Origin of the sequence: Paenibacillus sp. S-12 (assembly GCF_030363895.1) — a bacterium.
In the GTDB taxonomy this organism is placed as follows: Bacteria; Bacillota; Bacilli; order Paenibacillales; family Paenibacillaceae; genus Paenibacillus_B; species Paenibacillus_B alvei.
The window spans coordinates 271047-283962 of the sequence record NZ_JASIUF010000008.1; the positions used below are offsets into that span (position 1 = coordinate 271047).

Annotated in this window: 12 protein-coding genes and 1 pseudogene; 9 read left to right on the plus strand and 4 right to left on the minus strand. The window is 44.1% G+C overall.

Going from position 1 to position 12916, the window contains the following annotated elements:
* The first annotated feature begins 82 nt into the window (after positions 1-82).
* A complete protein-coding gene (locus NO352_RS08790) occupies positions 83-1264 on the plus strand; it encodes a beta propeller lectin (RefSeq protein ID WP_289355379.1) in 1182 nt (393 codons plus the stop codon).
* A 145-nt stretch (positions 1265-1409) separates the two neighbouring features.
* Here NO352_RS08790 and NO352_RS25100 read toward each other — a convergent pair.
* A pseudogene (locus NO352_RS25100) lies at positions 1410-2099 on the minus strand (IS3 family transposase); the annotation flags it as partial.
* Positions 2100-2667: 568 nt separating this feature from the next.
* Here NO352_RS25100 and NO352_RS08795 point away from each other — a divergent pair.
* A complete protein-coding gene (locus NO352_RS08795) occupies positions 2668-3846 on the plus strand; it encodes an acyltransferase (protein ID WP_289355380.1) in 1179 nt (392 codons plus the stop codon).
* A 56-nt stretch (positions 3847-3902) separates the two neighbouring features.
* On the opposite strand, the gene NO352_RS08800 is transcribed toward NO352_RS08795, so the two are convergent.
* The gene (locus tag NO352_RS08800; protein ID WP_268600310.1) at positions 3903-5060 is read right to left on the minus strand and encodes an MFS transporter; all 1158 of its coding nucleotides are present in this window, start codon (positions 5058-5060) and stop codon (positions 3903-3905) included.
* A 120-nt stretch (positions 5061-5180) separates the two neighbouring features.
* On the opposite strand from NO352_RS08800, the gene NO352_RS08805 reads away from it, so the two are divergent.
* Positions 5181-6038 (plus strand): LysR family transcriptional regulator, encoded by an 858-nt coding sequence (locus tag NO352_RS08805; protein ID WP_289355381.1) that lies wholly within the window; start codon positions 5181-5183, stop codon positions 6036-6038.
* A 114-nt stretch (positions 6039-6152) separates the two neighbouring features.
* Here the strand turns inward: NO352_RS08805 and NO352_RS08810 are convergent, their stop codons facing one another.
* Both NO352_RS08810 and NO352_RS08815 read right to left on the minus strand, forming a co-directional pair.
* Positions 6153-7040: a fructose bisphosphate aldolase gene (locus NO352_RS08810; RefSeq protein WP_268600311.1), complete on the minus strand. Its 888-nt coding sequence runs from the start codon at positions 7038-7040 to the stop codon at positions 6153-6155.
* A 263-nt stretch (positions 7041-7303) separates the two neighbouring features.
* A complete protein-coding gene (locus NO352_RS08815) occupies positions 7304-7813 on the minus strand; it encodes a C40 family peptidase (RefSeq protein ID WP_197268325.1) in 510 nt (169 codons plus the stop codon).
* 260 nt (positions 7814-8073) lie between these two features.
* Between NO352_RS08815 and NO352_RS08820 the strand changes: the two genes are divergently transcribed.
* The 6 genes from NO352_RS08820 (at position 8074) to NO352_RS08845 (ending at position 12839) form a co-directional block, all read left to right on the plus strand.
* Positions 8074-9063, plus strand: a complete 990-nt coding sequence (locus NO352_RS08820) for a helical backbone metal receptor (RefSeq protein ID WP_289355382.1) — start codon at positions 8074-8076, stop codon at positions 9061-9063.
* Between the two features lie 14 nt (positions 9064-9077).
* Positions 9078-10073, plus strand: a complete 996-nt coding sequence (locus tag NO352_RS08825; protein WP_005549330.1) for a FecCD family ABC transporter permease — start codon at positions 9078-9080, stop codon at positions 10071-10073.
* Between the two features lie 3 nt (positions 10074-10076).
* Positions 10077-10889, plus strand: coding sequence for an ABC transporter ATP-binding protein (locus tag NO352_RS08830; RefSeq protein ID WP_289355383.1), 813 nt, complete (start codon positions 10077-10079; stop codon positions 10887-10889).
* Positions 10867-11391, plus strand: coding sequence for a HugZ family pyridoxamine 5'-phosphate oxidase (locus NO352_RS08835; protein ID WP_313903339.1), 525 nt, complete (start codon positions 10867-10869; stop codon positions 11389-11391). Before NO352_RS08830 ends, NO352_RS08835 begins: the two co-directional genes overlap by 23 nt.
* Positions 11392-11406: 15 nt before the next feature.
* Positions 11407-11904 carry a DinB family protein gene (locus tag NO352_RS08840; protein ID WP_005549326.1) on the plus strand — a complete coding sequence of 166 codons (498 nt, stop codon included), beginning with the start codon at positions 11407-11409 and terminating at the stop codon, positions 11902-11904.
* Positions 11905-11984: 80 nt separating this feature from the next.
* Positions 11985-12839 (plus strand): GNAT family N-acetyltransferase, encoded by an 855-nt coding sequence (locus NO352_RS08845; RefSeq protein ID WP_005549323.1) that lies wholly within the window; start codon positions 11985-11987, stop codon positions 12837-12839.
* The last annotated feature ends 77 nt before the right edge of the window (positions 12840-12916 follow it).

Here is a 12916-nt window from a genome sequence, read left to right on the forward strand (position 1 = left end):
GAAATATAATTTAAATACGGGACAACTAACCATAACATGGAACCAGGAATAATATATTTTAGAAAAAAAGGAGGGGGAAACTTTGAGAAGACCATTATACAGCCAGCTACCTTTTTATCCATATCCAACTTGGTACCCATCATCGCCATATTCTGTTCCATCTCTATTTGGATATGACGGTTCTTCAAGATATCAGGTAAACGGTAGTGTCAGGAATCGTCCAGTTACGACTGCCTATCCTGGGTCATCTTTAGCAACAGAACGACAGACTGAAGACCAGATTGATATTTTCTACGTAGACGATCAAGGCCGCGTAAATGTCATGTGGGTAGTCGGAACTGGGGCTTGGCAAGGGCCGGTTACTTTGACCGGTCCGAACTTCGCTCCACCTGGCGCAGCTTTAGCAACCGAACGACAGACGGCCGATCAGATCGACCTGTTCGTCGTAGATAATCAGGGTCGCGTAAACGTTATGTGGGTGGTCGGAACCGGGCCTTGGCATCCACCAGTCGCCCTGACTGGTCCGAACTTCGCCCCACCTGGCGCAGCTTTAGCAACAGAACGACAGACAATGAACCAGATTGACCTGTTCGTCGTAGATAATCAGGGTCGCGTAAATGTTATGTGGGTGGTCGGAACCGAGCCTTGGCATGCACCGGTCGCCTTGACTGGTCCGAACTTCACTAAACCTGGTGCACATTTAGCAACAGAACGACAGACGGCCGATCAGATCGACCTGTTCGTCGTGGATAATCAGGGTCGCGTAAATGTTATGTGGGTGGTTGGAACTGAGCCTTGGCATCCGCCGATCGCCTTGACCGGTCCGAACTTCACTAAACCTGGTGCACATTTAGCAACTGAACGACAAACGCCCCACCAGATTGACCTGTTTGTCGCGGATAATTTTGGTCGCGTAAATGTCATGTGGGTGGTCGGAACCGGAGCTTGGCAAGGGCCGGTCGCTCTGACTGGTTCAGTCGCCTTTGATGGAGTTTTTGCAACAGAACGACAGACAATGAACCAGATTGATTTGTTCTTCGTGGATAGTCAGGGGCGTATAAATGTCATGTGGGTGGTCGGAACCGGGGCTTGGCAAGGACCGGTCGCCCTGACCGGTCAGGACTTCGCCCTCCCAGGTGCATCTTTAGCAACTGAACGACAGGCAGGAAACCAGATCGACTTGTTCGTCGTAGATAATCAGGGTCGTGTAAATGTTATGTGGGTGGTCGGAACCGAGGCTTGGCAAGGGCCGGTTGCTTTATAGTCTGTATTATCGGTGTTTTACTGTTGACTACAACGAATGCGAGAAAGTAGACCTCTTACTAGCTTTCTAAGTTATGTTAACAAAATAAGGGGTAAACAAAGGGTGGTCATAACTCTGTCAAATAAACACAAAAAAAGAGACGCCTTTATGCTGCGACCGTTTCCCGATATTCTACCGGGGAGCGGTCGTTTAATTTCTTTTGGAAGCGTTCATGGTTGTAGAAGGAAACATGTTCTTAAATAGCTTGCTCTAAGTCAGACATCGTTTGCAAATGAGTTAGATAAATCTTTTCTGTTTTAAGATGTGAAAAGAACGATTCAATGCATGCATTGTCAAAGCAGTTTCCACGTCTAGAATGACTGCCTAGTATTCCAAGCTTCGTGAGCTTGTTGTTAAAAGGCTTTGATGTATATTGAAATCCTTGGTCAGAATGCAGGAGAACACCATTGAGATCCGTCTTCTCGCTAAGGATGTCCAAAGTCTTCGTAACGAGTGCGAGATCACGATCAGATAATTGCTTAGCCATAATCTCGTTATTGAAGAGATCCTGTATCGCGGATTGATATACAAAGCGATCTCCTACCCGAATATAGGTAATGTCGGTTACTAATTTACGCAGAGAGGCTTCTACATAAAACTTTCGTTCAAGTCGATTCGGATGAACAACAGATACCTGCTTGCCAGAATAACGACGTTTCTTTCGAATGACAGAGCGAATACCAAGTTACTTAATAATCCGATAAACACGCTTATGGTTAACATGAATCCCTTCGCGTTTCAAAGCAACGGTCATACACGGATAGCCAAAGTACAGATGTAGTCGGTATATGACCATTTCTAGTAACTGCGCTCGGTTAAAGACCTCACTACGTCTCCCGCTATGGGATACGTCCTCCGCCTAAGTATGCTCTATTTTCTGGATATTTTCTGAATATTATATACATATTGAACTGTATTTTCAGTATCTGTATAACTAATCTAATATGTATAAGAAAAGAGGATACATGCTCATATATTGAACATAATATCCTCTTCTTAGTTTAGTCTATTTAACGAAAGTTCTCGCACTCGATCTTTTTTACGTCTAGTATTGTACTTTTTTGCTGATTCCATATTGCTGACGACTCAAATGAAGTACAGCCAGAAAAGTTGTTGTTGCAAGGAAGAAAAAGGTTATGTATTATATTTATGGAAATCGTGGTTAATAAAGTATCCCCGTCGTTGCTTCAAATGCTCCTATGTTTGCAATATACCATTCTATTGTTTGCTAATTATATCACTTACCAACCAATAATATTCACAATTTTTTTGATTTTAATGTCACATTTTCGGAATTCGCATCGTCATATACGGTGAAATGCACTTTTCGCATTGTAATCATACTCATTGAGGAGTTGAAATGCGTGACATTGAAGGAAAGAATACAAGAGCTCGATGCTTATCGGGCACTTGCAATCATGGCGGTTCTGGCGATACATGCGACATCGGAAGCGGTAGCATTAACGATAGGCACTCGTTCATATCCACTTTATTTAGTAGTGAATATCATTAGTAAGTTTGCAGTACCCGTATTTATTTTCTTAAGTGGTTTCGTATTGTTTTATAATTATATGGACAAAACGTTAAGCGGCGGTGTCATCCGCCAATTTTACCGGAAACGATTACTTTACATTTTAGTGCCATACCTTGTTTTTTCTGTATTATACTTTGTCTTGCAGCTTTATCGTAATGGTGTGCTATTCCATTTATCGTGGTCGGTTGCTTATGATTTTGTGAGAGATCTACTGAGTGGAAGGGCATATACGCATCTGTATTATATTATTATTATCGTGCAGTTCTATGTACTGTTTCCACTTTTGTTAGCCATAATCCAAAAGATGCGCCAGGCCGTCCCAATTCTGTTCTTGGCCGCAGCATTGCTGCAATGGGGATTTATTATCGGCAATAAATACGGTTGGCAAATTCCAAGAGGAAATCTGGCAATCTCATATTTGTCTTACTTCATATTGGGGGCATGGATTGCCTTGCAATACGAATCGCTCCGTAATTGGCTCGTTCGCTTCACTAATGGATATAAGCAATTGTTGGGCTGGATTGTTTTATGGGGTGCGTGGATCATGCTCGGAATTTATCATGCATACATCTTTTACCGCGCGAATGTGAGCAAGATATTCGTCAACACGTTGTGGTATGAGCTCGTCTGGTATGTACATTCGATACTGTCGTGCATTATTCTTATTCAAATCTCATATGTACTATATTACTGCTGTGGGAGAAAAATATCTTCCTGGGCGACCTCGTTGGGAGTTTGTTCTTTCGGTATCTATTTGCTGCATCCTTTGCTGCTCGCTATTTATCGAAAGATAGGTGTAAAAGGAAATACAATCGAGTATGCACTGTATATTGCAGGTGGCTGGATATTCGCGTTATTCGGCACTTGGTTCATCGTATATATCATATCGCGTGCAACTCCGTGGTCGTGGGTGGCATTTGGCGCTGTACCGGTTCATGGCAAGGAAAGCGGAAGTCGTATTGCAGGCAAGCCGCACCAAGAGGCGAATGCACCAAGCATATCGGAATAAATGAAAAGAGGAAGGCCTTCATCGCGAAGGTCTTCCTTCTTAATTTTAATGGTGGATTATGATTGAACGCTAGCTTCACGGGCGCCTGTTTTGTACATGAAAAAGCATTGAAGGAATAAACCTCCAACAAGAACCGCACCTGTAAAATAGGGGAGATTGGCAGGATTTTCATTCCGCTCAAGCAAGGCACCGAAGGACATTGTACCGATAGATCCTGCTAAATAGTTAATCGAACTAAGCAAGGCGATAGAAATTGTCGCGTGTCGAGGGCTGATTTCAACCAGTGTTTTTTGCTGGGTTGCAATGGAGGCCCACCCCGAAGCTCCCCACAGCATGAGCAAGAAACCGAGACCAGCCGCATATGGATGAACCATATCCATGAACATCATCGACAGCATTAACAGCATGATAAGAACAAGCATAATTGTTCTCGGACGCTTATATCGATCCATGATCGACCCGATGAAGAAGCTGCCGGCGATCCCGCCAAGCCCCCACAACCAAATGAACCAAATCGAATGCTCATATTCGAATGCAGAGATGATCTGATCCAAATACGTATACAGCCCTAGACTGCAAAAACTTAAAATTGCCGTAACGAGCATTACAAGCGTAATCTGTTTATTTTTGAACATCGACAATCTATCGCTCAATGTCGGCAAGCTGTTGCTCCGTATTTCTGGAAACCGGCTTGCGATTGCAATGATGCCAATAAGACCAACACATACAATTGACCACATTGTCAATCTCCAGTTATGCAGGGAAGAAATATAAATCCCAAGCGGCACACCGATTACCGTACCGGCACTCATGCCAAATAAGATCAAACTTAGAGCTCTGCCGCGATGCTGCTCGGAAGCGAGGTGAACTGCCGCAGAGGATGCTAATGGCGAATAGAGCCCGGCTCCGATTCCTGCAATTCCTCTAGATAGGAGGAAAATGGCGAAATTCTGCGTAACTGCAGTCATCATATTAGCAAGGGTGAACATCGATAGTGCAGCGATTAGAATATGCTTTGTGTTCGTTCGGCTCATCATGGCGGCGAATAGGGGAGCCGCGATTGCATAACACAACGTAAACGCGCTTACCGATTGCCCTGCTGTTCCAATCGATACGCCGAAATCTGCCGCAATAAGCGGCAATATTCCAGCCATGACATAGGCATCGACGCCTAAGGCAAACATGCCGAATAATAGTAATGTTATTTTTTTCATTTCAGCACCAACCTTTATATGATCTACATTTTTGCGCAATGAGCTGTTCAATGCCTATTGTAACGAGTATACTTATATTAGTGAAATTAATGTTTTGCATGGAAGGTATGAGGACATTTCATGACGATAGCACGCTATGAAGTATTCATGAAGGTAGTAGAGCAGGGGAATTTTACGAAGGCTGCTGAACAGCTCAATATGACACAATCTGCTGTCAGCCATGCAATTGCAAGTTTGGAGAAGGAGATCGGTTATGCGCTTCTGAATCGAAGCAAGCAAGCGAAGATAAGCACGACTGTACTGGCAGATCGTCTCATTCCGCACATGATGCAGATCCTGCGCAGCGAAGCAATTATCCGTGAGGAAATATCAGTGGAGAATCATCAACTAGAGGGGACATTAAAGATTGGCGCCTTTACAAGTGCTGCATCTCAATTACTTCCGCCTATGATCGCACAACTTAAAACAAATCATCCCCGTGTCAAGGTCGTTCTTTTTGAAGGTACCTATGATGAAATTCTTACTTGGCTTACAAATGGAACGGTGGATATCGGGTTTGTAATGAATACGGAAGAGAAAGGTCACCTGCACAAAATTCTCATTCATGAGGATGAACTGGTAGTTGGTATGCCTCACAATCATCCATTCGCACAGTTGGAAGTGCTCGATATAAAGCAATTAGAGGGTATCGATTTCATCATGCCAAGGGCTTCCTATCAACGGCAAGTGCTTGCGTGCTTGACCGATCATAATGTGACGCCTAATGTGCTAATGGAAGTATTGCATTGTGACACGATTATCAATATGGCATCGCAAGGAATAGGAGTTACGATCGGGCCGAAGCTGCTGTTCCAGTCTTACGAGCAAATGCTCCATAAACCGCTCTTACAGGATACCAGTCGACCTATTTGTCTTGCCTATCGTATAGGCAGCCCCACGATAGAAGCTTTCCTTGTCAGTAATCAACTAGAATGCTAATCAAAGAACATATATACAGGCATGCAAAAACTCCCGCGAATTCCAGAATCCGCGGGAGTTCTGATTCATTTTTGTAAAGGCTGGCCATTACTAAATCGCTGCCGTGCATATCGATTAACTGATGGAAGCTTCGTAAATCGATTGGATGGAGCGGGACAATGTCTCATCGAATTGCTCCGATGTCTGCTGCGCAGTCAATCCAACGGACAAGGCGCGTGAGAAACTGGCAATTAAACCATGGTTGCGAGCCAATCTCTCATTTGCTTCTCCTTGATCGTAACCGCCTGACAATGCCACAACGCGGAGAACATGCGGATCTTCAATCAATTCACGATAGAAATCATCTGCTGTAGGGATGGACAGCTTGAGCATTACTTTTACATCTTGATCAAGCGCCGCCAATTGCTTAAGAAGCTCATTCTTCAAGATTTGCTCGGATTGCTGTTTATCAGGGCTATAGATATCGACTTCTGGTTCAATTATAGGTACAAGACCCATCGACCAGATTTGTTTGCCGACTTCGAACTGCTGCTCGACGACTTTACGTATTCCTACTTCGTTCGCTTCTTTAATGACCGAGCGCATCTTTGTCCCGAAAATATGTTTGTCAACTGCTCGCTTTAATAGGTCGTCAAGCTCAGGCATAGGCTTCATTAATTGAACGCCCTGTTCAAGATCAGCCAAACCTTTATCGACCTTCAAGAAAGGAACGATGCCTTTCTTTTCCCACAAGTAGTCTGCGGTAAATTGACCTTCGATCGTCCGATCCATCGTATTCTCGAATAAGATGGCCCCCAAAATATACTTCGAATCAAATGCCGAGCTCGTAATGATCCGTGTTCTCATCTCGTGAACGAGCTCGAACATTTCTTCGTCATTGGAGTAACGATCCTCTGTAATGCCATACTGCAGTAATGCCTTTGGCGTGCTTCCGCCGCTCTGATCTAATGCTGCAATAAAACCCTTTCCCGTATGAATTCGTTCCAGTTGTTCTTTGTTCATTGAAGATTCTCCTTCCTGTAAGTGGGATGGAGCTCTCAACGGAGTAGATGTTTCCATCCATCTGTTGAGGCTACAATAGAAACAGAACTTGACGCGTTCACATTAGCCTAGGACGGTCACACATATGCAGCCAAGCTGAATATAGGCTGTTGGGTTAGGCTTGTCCCGTACGTCAGGTAGAGTTTCCTTTATTGTACAACAAATTGTTGTATGACGCACGGTGTCAGATCAGAGCTGGCGGCATATTGCTTTAAAGAATGTTCTTATCGAATAACACGTCTAGCCGTAACAAAAGTTTTGTCCCAAGCGCTGCCTTTGAAGTTCGAGATCGTTACACCTACACCCTTTTTATAGGTGTGGATGACTTTGTTGTTGCCCATATATACAGATACGTGATTTATGACACCGTCACGATTTGTATCCGAGAAAATAAGGTCGCCAGGAAGCAATTTAGTTTTAGAAACCTTTGTGCCAACCTTGGATTGTTGTCTTGAAGAACGAGGCAGTTTTATACCGTTTTTCTTGAAAATATATTGGGTAAAGGAAGAGCAATCAAACGCAGTTGTTCTTCCAGTCTTTGCACCAAATACATAAGGAGTGCCTATATATTTTTTCCCTGTTTGGATTACTTTATTCGCTACTGAAGTAGAGTATGCGGCTTCTGCCTTCATAACGGTAGCGTCGCTCAGAATGCTCCCCGATAAGGCGACCGTTGAGCAAATCCCGATACTCAGCAATGTTTTTCCAATTCTTGTTGTCATTAATTTGTTCATAGTATCCTCCTTATGGATGAGAAAATAGTATTAGCCGAATGACTGGGACTAGCATAGCACACCAAATTCCACCCATAATCTTCTGCGAAATCTGCAAACCAGCATTACAACAGGAAAAACAGAGCTTTATGATAAACAGATGAGAATAAGATTAAAAATGTAGTTGATAATGATAATCAATATCTTTATAATGAGAATCGTTATCATAAATGTGATAATCATTCTCATATATTGAGTTATCAAGGAGGTATACATAATCAATGAAAGCTATACAGTACGGGGTCATTGCCCTAATGGTCATTGTGCTTGCTGCTTGCGGCAACTCGAACGGGGCATCTCCCGCATCAAGTCCGAACCCAGCGGCCGAATCTCCCGCAAGTTCATCACAAGATACGAATAGCCTAGCTGAGGAAAAAGGGGATCATGGAGAAGTAGGGAAGCTAATGCAGCAATTCGGCACGAAGAAGCCAGAGAAGATTGTGACTTTATCCGTGTCTATTACCGAAATCTTGCATGAAATAGGTGTTGTTCCAGCAGGAGTCCCTAAATCTAGCAGCAAGCTCCCAGAAGCATTCGAACATGTTCCGCGCATCGGTTCCTCTCACCAGCCTGATTTGGAGCAAATCGCTAAACTGCAACCGGATATTATCGTAGGACCAATGTCGATTAAGGACAGCATAGAAAAAAAGTTGAAGCCAGCATCAATTCCAACTGCCTACTTGCCTGCGGATTCCTTAGAGCAATTGAAGCTAAGCACAACCGTACTTGGACGTGTGTTTGGACACGAGAATAAGGCAGAAGCCTATTTGGAGAAGATTCACCGTGAGGAACAAGCGATACTTGCTTCGGTGAAGGGCAAGCCTGCACCGAAAGTCATGATACTATTCGGTTCTGCTGAATCATTAATGCTCATGAATGACAATACATTTGCTGGAAGCATTGCTCGCAATTTGGGTGCGACGAATGTGCTGTCTGAATTCATGAAGAAAGCAGAAGACTATGTACCAATCAATATGGAAAGTGTAATTGCGGCCAATCCTGACGTTATTTTATTGGTTGCACACGGTGATCCGGATGCAATTGCCAAGAAGTTCGAGGATGATGTGAAGAAGAATGGAGCATGGGAGAAAATGAACGCCTTTAAAAACGGAAAAATGAAGGCTCTGGATCCTCAACTGTATGGTATTGCGTCTATTGTGAAGGCTCCAGCAGCATATAAAGATATGGCGCACATTCTATTTGATAAATAAGGGGTTTCAGCTGCGTGAAGAAGAAAACATCAAGTTATAAATCCATTCTTCTCCTCTTAGCTGTTATATTGCTTGCCATTCTGACATTACTGTCCATCGGAATTGGAAGCGTACAGTTCAGTCCTAAGGAGACAATAGATGCCGTATTTGGAGCCGGAAATGACGTTTCCAATACGATATTGTGGGACATTCGAATACCAAGAGTACTGATGGCTTTATTTATAGGGGCTAATTTGGCAGCTTCAGGTGCATTAATGCAGGCGGTAGTCCTCAATCCACTTGCGGATCCAGGGTTGACTGGAGTATCAAGCGGTGCGGCTGTTACAGTATTGTTCATCATGCTGGCGATGCCAGGCTATTATTCGATGGTTCCAGTTGCCGCTATCATTGGGGGCAGTATCGCGGCGTTAATGGTGTATGGGCTAGCTTGGAAAAAGCATTTTGGATTAACTCCGGTACGGATCATTTTGTCAGGGGTTGCTGTAAATGCTGTCTTCGGGGGAATGATTGGCCTGCTGTCTATGATGTACAGTGATCGTCTTCCATCTGCCTTGCAATGGCTGAACGGCAGCCTATCGAGCACCGGAATGGCGGATGTGCTCGTCATTTTGCCATACTCCATAGTCGGATGGGCAGCAGCACTGCTTTGCATACGACATGCGAACATCTTGCGATTGGGTGAACAGGTAGCGCATAATTTAGGACTGAATTTGACTCATATTCGGATCATCCTATCTTTTGTTGCCATATACTTGGCTGCGATATCAGTGTCCACGGTTGGGCTTGTCGGTTTCGTTGGGCTTCTCGTACCGCACATTGCTAGAATTCTTATCGGATCTGACTATCGCTATCGTCTTCCGCTTAGCCTGTTTCTCGGTTCGATGGTGCTGCTCGTGGCAGATACCATTGGACGGACAATCTTCAGCCCGATAGAGATTCCTGCGGGTATTGTTATGGCCATGGTTGGCGGTCCGTACTTCTTATATTTGATGCGGAAAGGGGATGCCTGACTGATGCTGCAAGTGTCGTCTTTAAACATTAGGTATGGGGAAAAGAAGATCATTCGTGATTTTACACTAGATGTAAACGAGGGGGAGGTTCTCACGATTATCGGCCCCAACGGTTCCGGCAAATCTACCGTACTGAAGGCCATAACGAGGCTTATTCCTTGTGAGAGCGGCCGAATTTGTATTGCAAATCAGGAATTACAGCAATTCAACTCAAAACAACTGTCGCGTATCATGTGCTTGCTGTGCCAATCGAATATGAGTCCGGCGGATATGACTGTAGAGGAATTGGTAGGGTATGGGCGAATGCCGCACAAGAAATGGTATGAACGAATCAATGTGGAGGATAAGGAGATTATTCATTGGGCTATGGAGCTCACAGGCATGACTCTATTTCGTGAACGAAGATTAGTGACATTGTCCGGTGGAGAGGCGCAGCGTGCCTGGTTGGCAATGGCCTTGGCCCAGCGTCCCAAGGTGCTTTTGCTCGATGAGCCTACAACCTATCTTGATATTGCTCACCAACTAGAGGTACTGGAATTGGTTCGCACGTTGAATCGTGAGCTGAAGCTTACGGTCATCATGGTGCTGCATGATTTGAACCATGCCAGTGCATATAGTGATCGGGTGTGTGTGATAAAAGAAGGCGGGATTCGTATGTGCGGGACACCACGAACCGTATTCACTTCCGAACTGATAAGAAGTGTATATGGAGTAGATACAGATATTCAGGATTCTCGAGATGGAGAACATCCTCGAATACATGTGTTGAATAAATGGAATAAGGAAGCGAGGAATGTCAATGAAGCAGCAGGATAATGAAAAGATGAAGCGTCGATATATGGAGTTCATTGATAGTGTGCAATCCGTAACGCTCAGTACGATTGCAGAAGATGGAAGTCCGTTTGTCTCATATGCTCCTTATGTGAGAATGAAAGGCAAGCTGTATATTTACATAAGCAAAATTGCTCAGCATTATCGTTATCTTGAGGCAAATCCTCGTGTCGATATTATGATGATTGAGGATGAATCTAAGACCAACAATATGTTTGCGAGACAGCGTGCCCGGTTTGCATGCTTGGCTTCGAAGTTGGAGAGTGTAGCAGAAGATGCGATTTTCACACAATTCGAAACATCATTTGGAGCAAGCATGATTCAAATGCTTAGGGGACTTGATTTTTCATTATTTGAGCTGATGCCTACAGAGGGACGATACGTTGCAGGCTTTGGTCAAGCCTATGATATTGATTTGGAAGCTTTGCGATTTGATCATGTTGCTAGAGACGGGCATCAACAGGCTGATCAGATCAGCCCAACATAAGAGGAGGCCAGGACGATGACTTATGATACTGTATCCGTCATATGGGAGACGATTCAGGAACGATTCTATCATATGGTGAAGGAATTAACGGATGATGAATTAAGCTACGGAGTGGGCAATGCTACGATTGGCTACATGATCAGACACAATGCAGAAGTGGAATATTTGTTTGCGGAATGGTACTTTGGTCAAGAATTGCCAATGAATATGGAAATTCGAACAAGTCGGGGCCCAGCGGGAGACCCGAACTCGTATACTAGCATTTTCGAAATGCTCCAGTTAATCCGCGAATCGCAAGAGCATATTGGCCATGCAATGCGTGCTCTGCCTGAACAATCGTGGCATGTTCCCGTGAAGTCTCCTATGGGTACGATCACACCGCTGCAAGCGGTTGGACGGCTGCTATATCATACGAGCCTGCATGCGGGACAAATTGCGCTGCTTCTCAAGCATACGAATCCGAACTCAGTTCCGGCAAGAAAGCCAAAAACCGTATCCACTACCTTACATTGAAATCAGCCTTACGGTTGATTTCTTTTCTTTGTGTGGAGTATGATAGCACCCGAGAGAATTGATCTGGAGGATGATGGTAAATGATAACGTACCACAATTGCTCAGAAGTCGATATTTCTCTGGCTTACAGAGCGTTTACAGTTGGTTTTTCTGACTACATCGTGAAAATGGATCATTCGCAAGATTTGTTCATATCACGCTTCTTTGGCGCTGAGGGGAACCAATTGGAATATTCCTATATTGCGATGGATGAGGACAAGCCAATAGGGTTAATTTTGGGCGGATTGAAACGGTATGAGGGTGTGCTGACGATGCGGTGCGGTACACTTGCAGTACATCCTGATTATCGCGGTACTGGGGTCAGCTCAAAATTGTTCGAGCTGCATAAAGCGAACGCGCTTGCATGCGAGTGTAAACAATTATTCCTTGAGGTTATTGTCGGAAACAACAGGGCAATTCAATTTTATAAGAAGCTTGGTTACCGCAAAGTATATGACCTTCGTTACTATACGCTGCACCAACCGTTGCGTTTGACAGAACGAAAGGTTGAGGGGCTTGTAATTAAACCAATTGCATTTGACAGCTTCGAACACTACGTACAAAACTTGCGCATCGAGCATATCAATTGGCAGAATGATTTGGACTATATGAAGCGGTCAGAAAATAATACCTATGCTGTCGCTTATCTGGACGATATGATCATTGGAACGGTATGTATGAGCGATTCTGGCAAGGTTAGTTTTCTATATGTAGATGCCGGTTATCGACACCAAGGAATTGCGACAAGCATGCTGGCAAAGCTTGTAGAGGAGAAACAGCCTGAACGATTATCGATATCATTCCCTAACAATCATCAGTTGGAAGGTTTTTTGCGAAGTCAGCGCTTCGAGAAAAATCAGCTTGAGCAATTTGAAATGTATTGCTTCTGTGAATGATAGGATAAATGACTTTCTCATAGAGCAGGAGTAGATAAGCCTAAATAAGGTCAATGAACTAAAGGCACCTGTACAGA

Bases quoted from the DNA above. Each gene is read 5' to 3' on its own strand.
- NO352_RS08800 (WP_268600310.1), bottom strand. From the start codon at position 5,060: ATGAAAAAAATAACATTACTATTATTCGGCATGTTTGCCTTAGGCGTC.
- NO352_RS08805 (WP_289355381.1), top strand. From the start codon at position 5,181: ATGACGATAGCACGCTATGAAGTATTCATGAAGGTAGTAGAGCAGGGG.
- NO352_RS08810 (WP_268600311.1), bottom strand. From the start codon at position 7,040: ATGAACAAAGAACAACTGGAACGAATTCATACGGGAAAGGGTTTTATT.
- NO352_RS08815 (WP_197268325.1), bottom strand. From the start codon at position 7,813: ATGAACAAATTAATGACAACAAGAATTGGAAAAACATTGCTGAGTATC.
- NO352_RS08820 (WP_289355382.1), top strand. From the start codon at position 8,074: ATGAAAGCTATACAGTACGGGGTCATTGCCCTAATGGTCATTGTGCTT.
- NO352_RS08830 (WP_289355383.1), top strand. From the start codon at position 10,077: ATGCTGCAAGTGTCGTCTTTAAACATTAGGTATGGGGAAAAGAAGATC.
- NO352_RS08835 (WP_313903339.1), top strand. From the start codon at position 10,867: ATGTCAATGAAGCAGCAGGATAATGAAAAGATGAAGCGTCGATATATG.
- NO352_RS08840 (WP_005549326.1), top strand. From the start codon at position 11,407: ATGACTTATGATACTGTATCCGTCATATGGGAGACGATTCAGGAACGA.
- NO352_RS08845 (WP_005549323.1), top strand. From the start codon at position 11,985: ATGATAACGTACCACAATTGCTCAGAAGTCGATATTTCTCTGGCTTAC.